At 68.8% G+C, this 17,322-nt stretch carries 11 protein-coding genes; 5 read left to right on the forward strand and 6 right to left on the reverse strand.

What is annotated here, in order from left to right; translation table 11 throughout:
* Nucleotides 1–144: 144 nt before the first annotated feature.
* The 3 genes from KEG38_RS01005 (at nt 145) to KEG38_RS01015 (ending at nt 4,053) form a co-directional block, all read left to right on the forward strand.
* Nucleotides 145–1,485, forward strand: a complete 1,341-nt coding sequence (locus tag KEG38_RS01005) for a plastocyanin/azurin family copper-binding protein (RefSeq protein ID WP_272417061.1) — start codon at nt 145–147, stop codon at nt 1,483–1,485.
* A gap of 104 nt (nt 1,486–1,589) precedes the next feature.
* Entirely contained in the window at nt 1,590–3,212 is a 1,623-nt protein-coding gene (locus tag KEG38_RS01010; RefSeq protein WP_272417062.1) for a PAS domain-containing protein, read from the forward strand.
* A gap of 1 nt (nt 3,213) precedes the next feature.
* Complete coding sequence (locus KEG38_RS01015) at nt 3,214–4,053, forward strand: helix-turn-helix domain-containing protein (RefSeq protein ID WP_272417063.1); 840 nt, start codon at nt 3,214–3,216, stop codon at nt 4,051–4,053.
* Here the strand turns inward: KEG38_RS01015 and KEG38_RS01020 are convergent, their stop codons facing one another.
* Both KEG38_RS01020 and KEG38_RS01025 read right to left on the reverse strand, forming a co-directional pair.
* Nucleotides 4,054–5,616, reverse strand: a complete 1,563-nt coding sequence (locus KEG38_RS01020) for a carotenoid oxygenase family protein (protein WP_272417064.1) — start codon at nt 5,614–5,616, stop codon at nt 4,054–4,056.
* Between the two features lie 26 nt (nt 5,617–5,642).
* A complete protein-coding gene (locus KEG38_RS01025; RefSeq protein ID WP_272417065.1) occupies nt 5,643–7,442 on the reverse strand; it encodes an NYN domain-containing protein in 1,800 nt (599 codons plus the stop codon).
* Nucleotides 7,443–7,602: 160 nt separating this feature from the next.
* Here KEG38_RS01025 and KEG38_RS01030 point away from each other — a divergent pair, with 160 nt between their 5' ends.
* Nucleotides 7,603–10,005 carry an FG-GAP repeat domain-containing protein gene (locus tag KEG38_RS01030; protein ID WP_272417066.1) on the forward strand — a complete coding sequence of 801 codons (2,403 nt, stop codon included), beginning with the start codon at nt 7,603–7,605 and terminating at the stop codon, nt 10,003–10,005.
* 3 nt (nt 10,006–10,008) lie between these two features.
* Here KEG38_RS01030 and KEG38_RS01035 read toward each other — a convergent pair whose 3' ends face one another.
* A complete protein-coding gene (locus KEG38_RS01035) occupies nt 10,009–13,428 on the reverse strand; it encodes an ATP-binding protein (RefSeq protein WP_272417067.1) in 3,420 nt (1,139 codons plus the stop codon).
* Nucleotides 13,429–13,668: 240 nt separating this feature from the next.
* Between KEG38_RS01035 and KEG38_RS01040 the strand changes: the two genes are divergently transcribed.
* Nucleotides 13,669–14,532 (forward strand): SIMPL domain-containing protein, encoded by an 864-nt coding sequence (locus tag KEG38_RS01040; protein ID WP_272417068.1) that lies wholly within the window; start codon nt 13,669–13,671, stop codon nt 14,530–14,532.
* Between the two features lie 2 nt (nt 14,533–14,534).
* On the opposite strand, the gene KEG38_RS01045 is transcribed toward KEG38_RS01040, so the two are convergent.
* Genes KEG38_RS01045 through KEG38_RS01055 form a run of 3 tightly spaced genes read right to left on the reverse strand, consistent with a single transcriptional unit; the run spans nt 14,535 to nt 17,268 of the window.
* On the reverse strand, nt 14,535–14,939 hold the full coding sequence (locus KEG38_RS01045) for a hypothetical protein (RefSeq protein WP_272417069.1): 405 nt from the start codon (nt 14,937–14,939) through the stop codon (nt 14,535–14,537).
* Nucleotides 14,940–14,943: 4 nt separating this feature from the next.
* Nucleotides 14,944–15,933, reverse strand: a complete 990-nt coding sequence (floA, locus tag KEG38_RS01050; protein WP_272417070.1) for a flotillin-like protein FloA — start codon at nt 15,931–15,933, stop codon at nt 14,944–14,946.
* Nucleotides 15,934–17,268 (reverse strand): NfeD family protein, encoded by a 1,335-nt coding sequence (locus tag KEG38_RS01055; protein ID WP_272417071.1) that lies wholly within the window; start codon nt 17,266–17,268, stop codon nt 15,934–15,936. It abuts the gene before it with no gap.
* Nucleotides 17,269–17,322: the final 54 nt, after the last annotated feature.

Genomic DNA, 17,322 nt, shown 5'->3' on the forward strand with positions numbered 1-17,322 from the left:
AAAATCGCCGCGGCGTGCGGACCGTGGGAGCTGCAACGTTACGCCGCGCAACACTCTTGACAGGCGCGTAAAAGTTTGTCAATTGCGTTGCCGCCGAGGCCGCTCGGTGGCCGTTCGGATGACTTTTACCCTTCGAGGCACCTCATGAAGATGCAGAACGCAAAGATCCTGACCGGCGCCGTGCTTGCCGTCGCGGGGCTCGTTTCTTTCGCTTCGGGCTGCGAGCTCATCGCGACCGTCGATCGATCCCAGATCGACCAGGGGGGCCCGGGAGGCACGGGCGGCGGGACCGGCGGCATGGGCGGCGTCGGTGGCGGGACCGGCGGCATGGGCGGCGTCGGTGGCGGGACCGGCGGCATGGGCGGCGTCGGCGGCGGGACCGGCGGCATGGGCGGCGTCGGCGGCGGGACCGGCGGCATGGGCGGTGTCGGTGGCGGGACCGGCGGCACGGGCGGCGTTGGTGGAATGGGCGGCGCCGGTGGAATGGGCGGCGTTGGTGGAATGGGCGGTGCCGGTGGAATGGGCGGTGCCGGTGGAATGGGCGTCGGCGGCATGGGTGGTGCTGGTGGCGCCGGTGGAATGGGCGGCGTTGGTGGAATGGGCGGCACCGGTGGCATGACCAACGTCTGCCTCACGCCGGCCGATTGTCCGACCCCGCCGAACGAGTGCGAGCAGGCGGCGTGCTCGAATGGCATGTGCGGCGCGGAACCCAAGATGGCCGGCACGCCGACCTCGGGGGAAACGGCCGGCGACTGCAAGAAGCACGTCTGCGACGGTAGCGGCGCCGCGACGGTCGAGAACGACGACCTGGACCTCCCGGACGACAGCAAGTCCTGCACGACCGATACCTGTGACAATGGTTCGCCCCTGTATACCCCCCTGGCGGAGGGGACCACGTGCATGGAGTCCGGCGGCAAGGTCTGCAGCGCCACGGGCGCGTGCGTCGAGTGCAACGTCGACGGCGATTGCATGAGCGGCTCCACGTGCGTCGGAAACCAGTGCGTGGCTCCCGCGACGTGCAACGACGGCATCCAGAACGGCGGCGAGACGGGCGTTGATTGCGGCGGGACCTGCCCGAAGTGCAATGGCGACGCTTGCACGGCCGATAACGAATGCCAGAGCGGCATCTGCAACGGCGGCCAGTGCGTGGCCAGCGTCAATGGTTGCACGCCCGCGTCGGCGGTGGATCTCACCGCCCAGGGGGCGACGTCGATTACGTCCAGCGGCCTGGCCTACAGCCCGAAGTGCATCAAGGTGAAGGCGGGGTCGACCGTGACGTTCTCGAGCAACTTCAGCACCCATCCGCTGCAGGGCGGCGTGGTCGTGAACGGCACGGCGACGCCCACCGCGAGCGGCCCGTTCGCCACGGTGACGGACTCGGGCACCATGAAGGACTTCGGGATGGTGGACCCGGGGACGTATCCCTTCTACTGCGTGCCGCACGCGACGCTCGGCATGAACGGCGCGGTGTTCGTCGTTCCGTGACAGGAAGATGACGCAGAAGTGCGGGCACCCTCGTCCGAGCCGTGCCCGCTCCTTGCGCGCCGTCGCCCAACTTGCCGGGTCGTGTTATCGTCCCCGGTAAAGTCATGGCAACCCCCGACGGAGCGCCAGCCTCGTTCTCGATCCACCCGGATCTCCTGCTGTCGGTCCTCGACGACGCGACGGCACTCGTCGACGGCCGCGGCCGCGTTCGCCTCACGAACCCGCGCATGGACCGCCTGTTCGCCTCCGAGGAGGGCACGCGTTTTCTCCCGTTCTTCGAGCGTCACGGCGCGTTTCGGCTCCTGCCGACGAGCGTGCTCGACGGCGCGGCGCTCGCGGCCGCGCGGGGGATCGAGGACGTGCTCGCGGGGGCGCGCGAGCGGCTCGAGCTCGACCTCGGGGCCCCGGGAAGCTCGCTGCTTGCGATTGCGTGTGCGGTCGACGGCGGCCGCGGCGCGCTCGTGCGGGTGCGCCTGCGTACGGCCGAGGAGGAGCATCGCGCACGCTGCGCCGAGGTGGTCGAGGCCATGCAGCTCGGGCTTTACGTCTACCGGCTCGAAGAATCAAAAGGCGACGAGGCGGCGCTGCGCTGCGTGTACGGCAATCCCGCCGCCGAGCAGCTCACGCAAAGGCCCACGGCGAAGTTCGTGGGAAAACTGCTCGACGAGGTCAGCAGTGTCCCGCGGCAAAAGGGGCTCATCGACCGATACGTCGAGGTGGTCCACGAGAAGAAGACGGTCGACATCGATTACACGGTGACGGACGCGAGGACGGGCAAGGACGTCTCCTGGGCGATCAAGGCCTTCCCGCTCTCGGGGCAATGCGTGGGCTCGATCTTCGAGGACGTCACGAAGCAGCGGGAGACCGAGCAATCGCTCCGCAGCACGTCGCAGTTCCTCGACTCGATTCTCGACAACATCCCGATGATGATCTTCATCAAGGAGGCGAAGGCGCTCCGGTACGTCCACATCAACAAATACATGGAGGAGCGCTTCTCGTCGCCGGTCGGCTGGATCGGGTACACCGATTACGACATTTTTTCCAAGGAGATCGCCGACGGGTTCGTCGAGGCGGACCGGGCCGTCTTCGAGGGCCGTGTCATCGTGGACATTCCCGCGGAAGAGGTCCCGATCCGCGGCGTGGGCATGCGCGTTTGCCATACCCGCAAGATCCCGCTGTACGACGAGGCGGGGCAGCCGCTCTTCCTGATCGGAATGAGCGAGGACATCACGGACCGGAAATCGGCCGAGGACGCGAAGCGGCGCGAGCTCGTGTTGCTGGAGACGCAGACGAAGTTGATGCAGCTCGTCCGGCAGCTCTCGACGCCGCTCCTGCCGCTTTCGCAGGGCGTGCTCGTGGCGCCACTCGTGGGGCAGATGGACGAGGCGCGGGGGCAGCATTTCATGGAGGCGCTGCTCGCGGGAATCCAGCATCACCAGGCCGAGACGGTGCTCATCGACATCACGGGGGTGCCTTCGATCGACGCATCCGTGGCCGAGCAGCTCCTCCGGGCCACGCGCGCGGCGGGCCTGCTCGGCACGGAGACCGCGCTCGTGGGGGTATCTCCGGACGTGGCGCGCACGATTGTGGACCTCGGGGTCGATTTCGGCGCGCTCGTGACGTATGGGGACCTCCGGGCGGGCATGCGGGCGGCGGCGGAGGGGCGGCGGCGCCGGCACGCCGCGAAAGCGGGCCAAGGCCAGGGGCGGTCGAGCCCGAGGACGTGACATGCCGAGCCCGGCCCCGCTCACGCCCGTCCTCGCGTCGATGCTGCCCGGGCCGGGCGCCTCGGACGCAGAGCACGCAAAGGCCTTTCGCCGGGCGGCGCACGTCCTGCTCAATCACGCGACGCTTTTTATTGCCGGAACACCTCATCGCCTGGCCGAAATCGAGTTTTATTGGTACGGCCCAGGGCATCAGGATCCTTTCGCGCATCGAGATCCGATCCAGGTCAACGCGGGGGTCTGGTATTTTCATCGGCAAGGCGGGACGTACAAGGGCGGGACGTACAAAGGCGTCGACATCGCGATGGGGCGAAAGCCCGATACGTACATCGGCATTCTGATTCGCAGCATCGTGGACCCGGCGAGCGGGACGTTGATCGAAGGTTCGTGCACGTGTGTCGATCACGTGCTTTTGCGGACCGGCAAGGAGAGCGTCGCGGCGCTCGCGGGCTCGTTCGAGGGGTCGATCGATCCGCGGCAGGGTTCGCCGCTGTATCTCGCACACGAGGATCCCCGGGGCGGCGCGGCGGAGGTCTTCGATTCGCCGCGGGTGGGTTTGACCTTGAAGAAGGGCGCGACGCCCGAACGGCGGGCCTTTCTCGGGCGGCCGTATCGATTCACGACCGAGCCGGCGCGGACGAAAAAGGGGCGGCCCCACCTCGTCGTCCGGCTGCACCAGAAAGGTTTTTCCGACGAGGAGATTGTCCAGATCACCCGGGTGGGTGCGGCCACGGCCGCGCGGTGGGTGCGGGCGTTCGAGGCGGGGAAGGGGAAAGACCCGGACGACTATCGGCACGAGCTTTCGACCGAAGAGCTCTGCGAGCTCTGGGGCGCGCTCGCCTGATCAGTCCGAGGCGGGCACCCACGTGCCGTGAAAGCCGAAGGGGACGCGCTGGCGGGCGCGGACGACGGCGACAGGTTCGGCGTCGAGGTTCGTCGCGTCGAGGATCAAGAGGTCACTCGCGGCCTCGTCGGCGTGGTAGACCGTGGTGATCAGGTACCCATCGCCCTCGGGCGCGGTTTCCGTGCGCGGGACGAAAAGCGCCTCGTTCGTGTAGGTCGATCGGCCGAGGTTGCGATATCGCACCTCGCCGGTCTCGAAATCGACGCGGCCGATCGCGTTCATGATGCCGCGGCCGCACGTCGGGGCGATCCGCGCCGCGACCCAGCCATACCGATGGCGGCGCGTCGCGAAGCGCGGGTTGACCACGGGGAACTCGCAGGGCGCGTCATCGAGGATCGTCTCGCTGATCCTGCCGGTGTCGAGGTCGAGCCGAAGTCGCACGAGCAGCCCCGGCGGGTATTCCTCGATGTGCGGGTTCATCGTCTCGCCGCCCGGATCGAAGAGCGGCAAGCGGGAGTAACGGACGATGTCGAGGACGACCGCATTCCCGTCATCGAACGCGTTCATCGGATGGAACACGTAGCAGGGCGGGATTTCGTACCAGCGCACGGGCGCCGCGGGGTCGTCCCGTAAAACCACGCCGATCCGCGCGCCGCGCGAGGGCTGCCAGCGGACCGAGTTCGGGCTCTTCATGTCGTCCATGTGGAGCACGGCCGGCAGGTGATAAAAGACGGCGCGCGTCTCGGTCACGCTGAAATCGTGCATCATGGCGGGGAAGGGCGCCTCGATGTCGCGCGAGAGCCGCACAGCGCCGTCCTTTTCGAACACGTGATACGTGAGCCCGCCGCGGCCGCCCCAGTAGCCGAACGTATAAATCGTCTCCGTGCCCGGCTCGATTTTGGGGTGCGCAACCATGCCGCCCTTGCCGGAACGCACGGTACCGCCGAAATCGAAGCGGCCTTTCGTCGCGAGGGTGACCGGGTCGATCTCGTGCGCGGGTGAGCCCTCGACGAGCGAGAGCAGCCGGCCGGCCATTCTCTGGATGCTCGTGTTGCTGCGGTCGACGGCGCGCAAGATGCGCTCGAATTGCTCTTCGCTCGGCCCTTTGCCGAGGAGCGCCTGCGCCTGCAGGGTGATGAGCTCCGTCCCGGAGAAGCCGAGCGCGAGCCAGCCTTCGATCGTCGTGGAGAGCGCGAGGTCGCGGATCCCGCCGAAGAGCGCATGCCCGGCGCGCTCTTCGAGGGCCAGTTTTTCCGTGCGGACCCAGCGATTCTTGTGGGAGACGCGGCCGCCCTCGATCACGAACGCGTCGATCATCCCGTCGCCGTCGAACCAATGATACAGGTCCGGGTTCGGCGGCTCGAACCGGGGGCCGGGGCTCATGCGATAAAGGGTGCCGCGGAGATCACGCGGGACCTCGCCCCGGAGGACCTCGAGCGACGGCGCATCACTCTCCCGGCCCACAGGCGCGAAATTGCCTTCGAGGTAAGGGTTCGGCCGGAACGCGCGGGGCCTCGGCCTCTTCTTGTCGAGCGCGAGGAGAAGGTCTTCAGCGAGGCCCATGGCAAACGCTCCTTTCGAGTCGAGGTTCAGGCTTTGGCTTCGTGCGCCGTCCCGCTCACGTCGGTCGTCTCCACGGCGGGCACTTCCTCGATGGCGCCGATGAGCCAGCGCTCGATCGCCGCGCGCTCCGCCGTGGAGAGGTTCAGCTCGGCGTCCTCGCACATCGCCAGCACGTTGCGCTGGAACGCCTCGGCGAGCAGGCGCGCGCCCCAGGGTTTGGGCGCCTCGTGCAGCGGCAGCCCGCCGTACATGATGCCACGCAGGACGAACGTCACCGCCGATCGCGACACGGAATGGCCCTCGGCGAGCAGAGCATCCCGCACCGATTTCGAGGTCGCCGTGACCTGGAAGGAACTCCGGCCGAGGATGTCCGCGATCGTCCGGAAGAGCAGGCCGAACTCCGGCGGCCGGAGGACGGGCACGCCCGTGATCTCGTGCACGCGCCGGAGCACGCCGAACTCGTCGCGCGAGGGCGGCGGCCAGTCCTCGCTCTCGGCCTCCGGAGGCTCGTGCCGCGTGGGATCGAAGAGGTGGCCCGGGCTCGCCGTGTGCACGACGAAGCCGGGATCACTCGCGTGGAGCAAGAGATCCTTGAAGCTCCCGGTCCCGGCCCAGCGGCTGTCGACGACCACGTTGCCGAGCCGCCGGATGACCTCCTGCGAGGCCGAGGCCATGGTCACGGGGCGCGGCGAGCTCGACACGTAATCGCGCAGGACACGGACGATCTCGGCGCGTAGATCCGAGGGTCGCGCGAGCGTGTCGGGCGAGGGCTCGATCACGGTCGAGAGCTGGATGTTCGGGTTCGGGTTCGGCGGCAGGGGGATGCTCGGCGCTGGGCTCGACATCGGCATGGGCACCGACGGCGGCGGCGGGACGAGGCCCTGCGTGGGCGCCGTGGGCACGGCGAGCGAAGGCGCAGGCGGGAGGTCGGTCGTGACGCGCCAGCTCTCGGCCTCGTCGTCGACGATGCGCAGGCGTACGTCGCGCCGACACAGTTCCTCGGTGAGGGCGCGCAGGCTCTTGAAGCCGAGCCAGTCGCTCGCCGCGGAGAACTCGTGGAAGCGGCGGTAGACACGCGGCAGACTCGCGGCGGGCAGGCTTCCGCCCGCGCGCGCGGCGCCCACGACGGCCGCCGCCATCTGCGAGAGTAGCTCCGCGCCCGCGTCGCCCGCGGGCAGCGAGGCCGGCGGGGGCATGATCGAGGCCGAGGGGAACATCGAGAACGACCGGTCGCGCTGCGGCGGCGAGATCGCCGGCGGCTCGAACCCTTCGCCCTCGCCCGGGACGCGCAGCGTATCCTCGATGAACCGGTCCTCCGTGATGAGCCGATCACACGCGGCGATGTACGCCGAGGCCGCATACCCGACGGCCACGACCACGGTGCGCCGGTCGTGTGCGCGGAGCCTCAGCAATACGGGCGTGAAGTCGGCGTCGCCGGACATGATGACGAACTTGTCGAAGCGCGTCGGGTGGCCGAGCGTGTCGAGGATGTCCATCACCATGCGGATGTCGGAGCTCGTCTTGCCCAGCGACGTGAGGGGCGGACAATCGACGACCTCGAACGCGGCGCGGGTGAAGTACGGCCGGTACTTGTGGAACGTCTTCGGGTTCAAGTAGCACTTGCGGACGAGCACGGAGAGGGGCGTGTGCCCCGGCTCGCTGTCGCTCTGCGACTTGCCGATGAGGCCCCGCTCCATCCACGCCAGCCAGCGCGTTGGTTCGGTGGCGAAGACCTCTGCCGCTTCCGGATCGACCCGATGGAGCCCGAGGTAAATGTTGTCGAAATCGACGAAAAGGGCGGTTCTGATCCGCTCGGCTTGAGGCATGGAGTTCCCCCCGACGATCCGGGACCACGAGCCTAGGATGGGGGGATGAGGTTGGTCAAGCGAACCCCGACGCAGATCTCGGGCATCGCCGGAGCCTGGAAGGGGGCGTGTCAGAGATTTGGCCTTCACGCCCGTGCGTCCCAGTGCCATTCCTCCAGGGATGCGACGACGGTTTGCGTTCCTGGTGCTTTCTTCATCGGCCGCGACGCTGCTCGCGGCGCTGGGTCAAGGGTGCGGTGGCGGAGGATCGTCGTCCTCGGGCGGAACGGGCGCGGCGGGCTCGGGCAGCACGACCGGGACCGGCGGCATGGGTGGGTCGTCGTCGGGGACGGGCGGCGACGACACGCTGTTCGACGCGGGGAGCTGCCCGACCGGCGAGGCGTGTGACGGCGGCGTCTGCGCGGGCGGCGTGTGCTGCGCGGTGGAGCTCGCGTGCGGCGAGGCGTGTTGCGGCGGGGGCGAGGTCTGCTCGTTCCAGAAGTGCGTGACGCCGGGGGCGAGCTGCGCCGAGTCGGGCGACTGCGCGGCCGGCGAGTATTGCGAGCTCTCGCTCGGCGATCCGCAGGGCATGGACGGCGGCGTGGACGCGGGGTGCATGGGCGGGGCGCAGGTGCCTTCGGGCAAGTGTCTGCCGAAGCCGCCGACGTGCGCGCCGGGCATGCCCCCGCCGAAGCCGGGGGATCCGCTCACGTGCCTCGAGTCCTGCCAATACAAGCCCGCGGCGTCGACGTTCGCGCCCGAGCTCAAGTTCGCCTGGGGCGGACAGCTCTCGGCGCCCTTCTCGACGGACGTGATGATGTCGCCGATCGTGATCGAGCTTGACGACGACGACTGCGACGGGAAGGTCACGGCCAAGGACATCCCGGAGATCGTGTTCGCGACCTTCACGGGCGGCGCCTACCAGGGTGCTGGGATGCTGCACGCGATCAGCGTCGTGGGCGGGCAGGTCGTGGAGAAGTGGGCTGCGGCCGGCATTCACCCGACGAAGCAGCTCGCGGCGGGCAACATCGACGGCGCGGCGGGCAACGAGGTCGTCGCGTGCGCCGAGGGCGCGGACGCGGGCGTGCGTGCGCTGAAGGGTGACGGGAGCCTGCTCTGGGCGACGGCGCCGATGCGTTGCTTCATGCCCACGGTCGCGGACCTCGACGGCGACGGCACGGTGGAGGTCGTGGTCGAGGGCGGTATCCTCGACGGCGTGACGGGCGCGGTGAAGGCCTCGTTCTCGGCGGAGCTCTCGAGCTCGTTCGTCGTGAGCGACGTGACGGGCGACGGCGTGCTCGACATCGTGACGGGCAGCCAGGTCTTCGACGCGGCTGGCATGCTGCTGCTCGACACGGGCACGGCGAACCAGAGCAACTTCTACGCGACGCAGGACTGGAAGAGCCCCTGGCCGGCGGTCGCCGATTTTGACGCCGACGGCAAACCCGAGGTGGTCGTCGTCGACAACCTGAACCACGCGCTCGTCGTGTGGCGGTACGACGCGGCGGCGCCGGGCAAGTTCACGATCGTGCGTCCCGCGCTCGACATCAATGGCACGCTCTCGCCCTCGCTCTGCCCCGCGGGGAGCTGGGGCAACACGCACGGCGGTGGACCGCCCACGATTGCCGATTTCAATGGGGATGGGACGCCGGACGTGGCGATGGCGGGCGGCGTGGGGTATGCGGTGCTCGACGGCAAGAAGCTCGTCGACGCGGCCGTGCCCGGGAGCGAGGCGTTCTTGTGGATCAAGCAGACGTCCGATTGCTCGAGCGCCTCGACGGGCAGCACGGTGTTCGATTTCGACGGCGACGGCAAGGCAGAGGTCGTGTATTCGGATCAGCAGCGCCTTCGCGTGTACGAGGGGCCGACGGGGAACGTGCTCTGGGAGCGTTGCAACACGACCGCGACCTTGATCGAGAATCCCGTCGTGGCGGACGTGGACAACGACGGGCACGCCGACATCGTGGCCGTGTCGAACGCCTACGGGCAGGCGAGCGCGAGCTTGCAATGCGACGACGGCGTGAGCATCGCGCAATCGGGCGTGCGGATCTTCGGCGACACCTCGGGCAAGTGGGTGCGCACGCGGCGGGTGTGGAACGAGCACGCCTACCATATCACGAACGTCGAGGAGGACGGGACGATCCCCACGAAGGAATTGCCGAACTACCTCCAGCCCGGCCTCAACAATTTCCGCCAGAACAAGCAGCCGGGCAGCGAGTTCGCCGCGCCGGATGCCGTCGTCTCGCTCGCGCCCGTCTGCGTCGGGCCTTACGGGCTCGTCGCGGTCGTGCGCAACGTGGGCGAGGCGTCCTTGCCCGCGGGCGTCGTCGTCGGGTTTTACAAGGGAAACCACCCCAATGGCGAGCTCCTCGGGCAGGGCACGACCTCGAAGGTGCTTTATGCGGCGGAGTCCGAGTCCGTCCTGCTCCCGCTCCCCGGTGCGCCGGGCGATGTCACGAACGGGGCCGCGCCAATCTACGCCGTCGTCGACGACACGAGCGTGCCGCACCCGGCCTGGACCGAGTGCCGTACCGACAACAACGTGTCCGCTCCGGCGAGCGGCGCCTGCAATTCGCCGAAGTAAGCTTCAAGCGGCGGCGGCCGAGACCGCGTCGAGCAGCCCCAGGACCACATCGGGTTCGGCCGGCTTCACGAGGTGCTGCGTGAAACCGGCCGCCGCGGCCAGGCGGCGATCCGAGTCCTGGCCATACCCCGTCAATGCGACGAGCCTGGCCGGCCTGTGCCCCGAGGCGCGCAGGCGCCGGGCGACCTCGTAGCCATCCATGCCGGGCAATCCGATGTCGAGGAACACGACCTCGGGGCGCTGCTCACCCGCGGCCGTCAGCGCGCTGAGCCCATCGTGGACGATCCGCACCTCGTGGCCCTGCTCCCGCACGAGCTCGCCGATCATGATCGCGGCATCGACGTTGTCGTCCACCACGAGAACACGGAGCCTGCGGCCTGCATGCACATGGTTTGGCGGGCCAATCCGTGCCGGCAGCGAAGGCTCGGTCTCGGCGCACGCCGGCTCCTCCGGCGCAAGGGGCAGCCACACGAAGAACGTGCTGCCCTGCCCGAGACCCGGGCTTCGCGCCTCCACGGTGCCGCCGTGCATCTCGACCAGGTGGCGCACGATGGAAAGCCCGATTCCGAGCCCGCCCTGGGCCCGATCGAGCGTGCGTTCCGCTTGCTCGAAGATGTGCCACACCCGGTCGAGCATCTGCGGCGCGATCCCCACGCCATTGTCGTGCACGCAGAGCTCCACCCGCGCTCCGATCCGCGTCACGCGCAGGGTGATGTGCCCTCCCGGATCGGTGTATTTCGCCGCGTTCGTGAGCAAATTGACGAGGATCTGCTCCAGGCGAACGGCGTCCGCGAAGACGGGCACGGGTTCGTCCGGCAGCTCGATCGTGAGCGTGTGGTGCCGCCCCTCGATGAGCCCGCGCGTCGCGTCGACGGCGCGCGAGACCACGGTCGCGACGTCGAGCCGCTCCTTGCGGAGCTCGATCTTGCCGCGGGTCAGGCGCGAAACGTCGAGCAGGTCGTCGACGAGGCGCGCGAGGTTGTCGGTCTGGCGCTCCAGGATCTGCAGGTGCCGATCCGTCCCCGCATTCGCGTGCCGCGCCCGGATGATGTGCAGCGCCATGCGCATCGGCGCGAGGGGATTGCGGAGCTCGTGCGCGAGCATGGCCAGAAACTCGTCCTTGCGGCGGTCCGCCTCGGCTTGCATCTCCTCGGCCTGCTTGCGCTCGGTGATGTCGGTACACGAGCCGATGTGGCCGAGGAAGCAGCCTTCCTCGCTCCGCCGCGGCACGCCGTAATCGAGGAACCACCGGTACGAGCCGTCCGGCATCCGCAGGCGATACTCGAAGGTGAAGGGCTCGTGGGCGCCCACGGCAGCCTCGAAGATCCTCTGGACCCGCGGGCGATCTTCGGGGTGAAGCGGGGCGAGCCAGCCCCTGCCCAGCGCCTCGTCGTACGATTGGCCCGTGAGCCGCTGCCAGGTCGCATTGATGTAAACACACGACCCGGCCACGTCCGTCATCCAGATGATGACCGGCGCGTTGTCGGCCAGCGTGCGAAAGCGCTGCTCGCTCTCGCGCAGGCGGTCGGTCTCCTTCGCCACCTGCCGGCGCAGCCGCGAGAGCTCGATCCGCGCCTCGACCCGGGCCAGCAATTCCCGCGGCGAAAAGGGTTTGACCAGGTAATCGTCGGCGCCGAACGCGGCCCCCTCCACGCGCGCCGACTCGCTGGCGCGGGCCGAGAGCATCACGATGGGCACGGTCTGCGTCCGTGGATCGGCGCGCAGCTCGCGGACGAGGGCGAAGCCGTCGAGGCCCGGCATCATCACGTCGGTGAGGATCAGATCGGGCACATGGACGCGGGCGTGGTCGAGCGCCTCGATCCCATCCGAGACCGCGTCGACGTCGTGGTACGGCTCGAGCAGGCGGCGGATGTAGCGCTGCATGTCGGCGTTGTCCTCGGCGAGCAGCACGCGGGCGCGGACGCCGCCCTCGCCTTCGGGCGCGGGGCACGACGACGGCGGGCCCTCGCTCGCAACCCGCGCGGGCGCCTCGACCCAGTGCTCCGCCTCCTCCACGAAAGCCGCGGCGTTCGTCGCCGAGAGTCCGAGCTCGCGCTCGGCGCCGATGCGCTCGGCGGGCAGGTGCGCCGCGCCCGCCGGAATGCTGACCGTGAACGTACTGCCCTGACCGACGGTGCTCGTGACGGAGACCGTTCCTTTGTGAAACCCCACGAGCTCGCGGACGAGCGCGAGACCGATGCCGGAGCCCTCGAACGTACGCCCGCGGGCACGCTGCACGCGATGAAAACGCTCGAAGAGCCGCGGCAGCTCCTCCTCGGGAATGCCCGTGCCGGTGTCGTGGACCGAGAGCGCCACGCTATCGCCGGTCCAGCGCAGCGAAACCTCGATCGACCCGTCGAACGTGAACTTGAAGGCGTTCGAGATCAGGTTGAGGACGATCTTCTCCCACATCTCGCGGTCGACGTAGACGAGCTCCGGCAGCGGCGCGCAATCGACGACGAGCCGGAGCCCCGCCCGCTCGACGACCGAGCGGAACGTATTGACGAGCTCCGCGGTGAATGTCGCGAGATCGGTCGGCTCGTAGGCCACTTGCATGCGCGCGGCCTCGATCCGGGAGAAATCGAGCAATGTATTGACGAGCTTGAGCAAGCGCCGCGCATTGCGCCGTACGACGTCGAGCTCGCGCCGTTGCTCGTCGCTCAACGGGCCGTGCGCGCCGCGGATAAGCTCCTCGACCGGGCCCAGCATGAGCGTGAGCGGCGTGCGGAACTCGTGGCTCACGTTGGAGAAGAAGCGGGTCTTGAGCTCGTCGAGGCGGCTCATCTTTTCGTTCGCGATACGTAGCTGCTCGTTGGCTCGCTGGATCTCCTGCGCGCGATGGTAGAGCTCCGACTCCATCCGCTCCGCGCGCGTCCGCTCCTCCTCGACGAGCCGGCTCTGCTCGCCGCCGAGCTTCTTCAGGAGCACGAACTCCGTCACGTCCTCGCCGCGGTGAATGACGTGCGTGACCGTCCCGTTCTCGTCGAGGACCGGGGTATTCGTCGGGCTGTAGTAGCGTTCCGTGAAGCCCCCGCCCTCCGACGCGGGCCGGCGAATGTCGTACTTCTGCACGGCCATCGTGTCGGCGACCCCCGTCGAAAAGACGCGCTCGAGCGAGGCGCGGAGGTTGCGCGTCCCCGTGGCGTTCGGATCGTCCGGGTTATCGGGAAAGACATCGAACAGGTTGCGGCCGACGGTCGCCTCGCGCGAGACCAGCCTCGTCCGCAAGAAAGCGTCGCTCGCGGCCACGATCTGGAAGTCCGGGTCGAGGACGAGGTAACTCTCGGGCGCGGACTCGAAGAGCGCGCGGAAATCGGGCTCGCTCGTCCGGGAGGCGGTGGCTGGGCAGGATGCCCCGTTCCGCCCGTCGGCGCACGCTCGCGGGGGCTGCCTTCGCTCGTGATGCTTGGATCGCCCTAACATGGTGCAGTTTGGCGACGCTCGTGTTTCGTCGCTCAGCGGCCCCCGTGCGTGTCGGGTACGAACATTGCGCGCGGGGGGGACGGTTCATCCCTGTTGCATGATCCCTTCCACTCGGATCGAGCGGTCTCGGGAACAATGGGAGAACTCGACACCCGCCGGACCATCTGCCAGAGTCGGGGCCGCCGCCTGTAAGTTGGGCGGTCGTTCGGCGTTATCTTCTTCGTCAGGAGGATCTTTCGTATGCGCTTCGGTTCTGTGCTCGCGTTCGTCTTGCTCGTCCCCGCCTCGTTCGGGCTCATCGGCTGTGGCGGTCCGCATCATGGGGGCGGCTTTGGCGCGCGCGCCTCGCAGGAGGCGGTCCGTCACATCACGGTCGTCGGCCACGGCGAGGCCCAGGGCAAACCCGACATCGCGCGGACGAGCCTCGGCGTCGAGGCCTCGGCGCCGACGGTCGAAGAGGCGATGAACCAGACGAACGCGCGGATGAAGGCAATCCTCGACGCGCTGAAGAAGCTTGGCCTCGAGGAGAAGGACATCCAGACGGCCAATTTCTCGATCTCGATCGAGCGGCCCTTCGAGGGTCCCGTGCCCATGGCCATGCCCATGCCCGAGGCGCTCCCCGCGACGAAGGGCGGAAAGGCCGCGGCGGCCACGACGGCGGGGGCGGCGGCCCCCATGGTGCCGCCGCCGCCGTCCTTGAAATACCGGGTGAGCAACACCGTGGAGGTCACGATCCGCGACGTGTCGAAGGCGAGCCGCGTCGTGCAGGCGGCGGTCGACGCGGGAGCGAACAACGTGTGGAACGTGAACTTCGGGATCGACGACACGAAGGCGCTCGAAGCGACGGCGCGGGAAAAGGCGGTCGCGGACGCGAAGGCGCGGGCCGAGGTGCTGGCGAAGCTCTCGGGGCTCGAGCTCGGGCCGGTGATCAGCGTGAGCGAGGTCATCGGGCGTGGCCCGATCGGCCCGATGCCGATGATGGCCACGGCCGAGGCGAAATTTGGCGGCGGCCCGCCGCTCTCGATGGGCGAGGTGACGTACTCGACTTCGATCGAGGTCATCTTCGGCATCAAGAAGGCGCCCGAGCCGCCCCCGGCGGAGTGATCTCAATCGGCGCCGCGCGGCGGGCCGAGCAGGGTACCAAGCAGGATCGCACGACGCACGTCCTCGGGTTTTTCCAGAAGAACCCGGGACGTGCGCCTTGGGCGCGGCGCGGCGCGTGAGCTTTCGAGCGGGCTCGGGAGCGCAAAGCGCGTCTCTTCGAGCGAGACCGGGCGCGCGGGGATTTCCTCCAGCGAACGATATTCCACCGGGGAGCGACGATCGGGCAGCGGGCGCGACGGCGCTGAAAGCGCCGAGTCCTTTGCCATTCCAAGCAAAACTTGCCGGCGCGCCGCGAGCTTTTGCACGGCGCGCTGCTGGGCTTTGCGGGCGACTCGGTCGAGAAGCGCCGGCACGATCGGCATCATCAAGAACAGGATCACGACGAGCAGGGAGACGAGCCCGTCCACGGCCTCACCTTTGTCCTTGCCCGATCGCCGGCCTCACGTCGGTCGAAACGTCGTTCGCGACCGAATGCCGCATGGCCGTGTCCGCTTCGATGTTCCGCATTCGATAATAATCCAGGATGCCGAGGTTGCCCGACCGGAACGCCTCGGCCATCGCGCGCGGCACGTCCGCCTCCGCCTCCACGACCCGCGCGCGCATCTCCTGCTCCAGTGCCACGGCCATCGCGCGGCGCTCCTCCGCCTTCGCCTGCGCGATCTGTTTGTCTGCGTTCGCCTGGTCGATCTGGAGCTTCGCCCCGATGTTCGCGCCGACGTCCACGTCCGCGATGTCGATCGACAGGATCTCGAACGCCGTCCCCGCGTCGAGCCCCCGCGCGAGGATGTTTTTCGAGATGTGATCGGGGTTTTCGAGGACCTCCTTGTGGTTCGCGGCCGAGCCGATCGTGCTCACCATGCCCTCGCCGACGCGCGCGATGATCGTTTCCTCCCCGGCGCCGCCGACGAGCCGATCGAGGTTCGCCCGCACCGTGACGCGCGCGATCGCGATGAGCTGAATGCCGTCCTTCGCGACCGCGGCGACCCGCGGCGTCTCGATCACCTTCGGCAACACGGACATTTTTACGGCGTCGAGCACGTCTCGCCCGGCGAGGTCGATCGCGGCGGCGCGCTTGAGCGGCAGATGGATGTTCGCCTTGTCGGCCGAAATCAACGCATTGACCACGCGCGTCACGTTGCCGCCGGCGAGGTAATGCGCTTCGAGGTCGTTCGTCGACACGTCGAGCCCGGCCTTCACCGCGCTGATGCGACCGTTCACGATGACGCCCGGCGGCACCCGGCGAAACCGCATGCCGATGAGCGACGACAGTCCCACGTACGCCCCCGAAGCCCACGCCGCGATCCAGAGCGGCACGGGGATCAGATAGAGGACCACGAACAGGCCCACGAGCACGAGGCCGACGATCCCGATGATCCCGAGCTCCACGCCGAACATGTCCATTCACCCTTTTTCCTTCTGACCCGCCGGTCGCACGATCACGTAGCTCCGCTCCACACGCAAAACCTCGAGCGGCGTACCGGCCGGGATGTATTCTCCCTCGGAGAGCGCATCGACCCGCGCGCCCGTGATCTCCGCGATGCCCGAGGGCCGGAGCGGCGAGGCCGCCGTGCCGAGGTCGCCGGGCAGGATCGCGTCGAGGGGCGAGGCCGCGAATGGGAGCGCGCGCTCGGGCCGCCCGGTTTCGAGGATGAGGCTGCGGGCGAACGGCAATCGAGGCAAGAACCGCAAAAGGAGGGCCGCCCCGACGAGCGTGACCACGAGCGCGACGGCGACCTCGGCCGCCGCCTGCACCGCGCCCGCCGTGGTCACGCCGGGCCCGACGAAGCTCATCCCGAGCCCCGCGAGAATGGCCGCGACGCCGAGGACGCCTGCCAGGCCAAACCCTGGGATCACGAAGATTTCGAGGAGCAGGAGCGCGACCCCGCCGCCCACGAGCACGACCTCCTCCCAGCCCACGAGCGCGAGGATCGCGTGCGACCAGAAGAAGAGCGCGAGGCAAACGAGCCCAACGATGCCTGGCGCGCCAAACCCAGGCGTGCGGATCTCCACGAAGAGGCCCATCAAGCCGAGCCCGAGGAGGAGCGAGCTGACGATGGGCGAGGTCGCGAACCGCACGAGCTCCTCCGCCCAGTTCGGCGCGAGCGTGCGAATCTCCGCGCCGGACAAACCACGCTTGGCCAGGATGTCGTCCAAGGTCTCGGCGCGGTAACTCGCGGCGCCGAGCGCGAGCGCCTCCTCGGTCGTCAGCGTGAGCAGTTTGCCTTTCGCCACGACGCCCGGCATTTCCACGTCCGCGTCGACCATGGCCTCGAACAGCGCGGGCGGGCGGCCGCGCGCTTCGGCCGTGGCCCGGAATTCTTTGCGTACGAACGATGTCGCCTTTTCGCCGGCGGGCTCCGGTCGCCCCTGGGGCCCGGCAAGGACGGGCGCGGCGGCCCCGATCGTCGCGGCCGGGGCCATCGCGATGTCCTCGGCCGCGAGCGCGATCAGCGCGCCCGCCGAGATCGCCCGCGGATCGACGAAGGCAATCGTGGGGATCCGCGCGTCGAGCAGGGCGTCACGCATGACGAGCGCCGCATCCACGCGCCCGCCGAGGGTATCGATCGGCAAGACGAGCGCGGCCGCGCCGGCTTGCTCGGCCGCGCGTACGGCGCGCTGCACGTACGGCGCGAGGCCATTGTCGATTTCCCCGCGAATGGGCGCGACATACACGATGGGCCGCGCCGCTTGCCCGCGCGCGAACGCACAGAGCAAGAGCGCCCATGAAGCGAGCACGAGGACCCAGACGCGACGTCGATGTGAAGCGCAATGCGCCACGAAAACCCCCGC

It is taken from the genome of Polyangium jinanense (assembly GCF_028435265.1).
Lineage (GTDB): Bacteria > Myxococcota_A > Polyangia > Polyangiales > Polyangiaceae > Polyangium > Polyangium jinanense.

Coding starts and splice junctions, on each gene's coding strand:
- KEG38_RS01005 (WP_272417061.1), top strand. CDS start 145: ATGAAGATGCAGAACGCAAAGATCCTGACCGGCGCCGTGCTTGCCGTC.
- KEG38_RS01010 (WP_272417062.1), top strand. CDS start 1,590: ATGGCAACCCCCGACGGAGCGCCAGCCTCGTTCTCGATCCACCCGGAT.
- KEG38_RS01015 (WP_272417063.1), top strand. CDS start 3,214: ATGCCGAGCCCGGCCCCGCTCACGCCCGTCCTCGCGTCGATGCTGCCC.
- KEG38_RS01020 (WP_272417064.1), bottom strand. CDS start 5,616: ATGGGCCTCGCTGAAGACCTTCTCCTCGCGCTCGACAAGAAGAGGCCG.
- KEG38_RS01025 (WP_272417065.1), bottom strand. CDS start 7,442: ATGCCTCAAGCCGAGCGGATCAGAACCGCCCTTTTCGTCGATTTCGAC.
- KEG38_RS01030 (WP_272417066.1), top strand. CDS start 7,603: ATGCGACGACGGTTTGCGTTCCTGGTGCTTTCTTCATCGGCCGCGACG.
- KEG38_RS01035 (WP_272417067.1), bottom strand. CDS start 13,428: ATGTTAGGGCGATCCAAGCATCACGAGCGAAGGCAGCCCCCGCGAGCG.
- KEG38_RS01040 (WP_272417068.1), top strand. CDS start 13,669: ATGCGCTTCGGTTCTGTGCTCGCGTTCGTCTTGCTCGTCCCCGCCTCG.
- floA (WP_272417070.1), bottom strand. CDS start 15,933: ATGGACATGTTCGGCGTGGAGCTCGGGATCATCGGGATCGTCGGCCTC.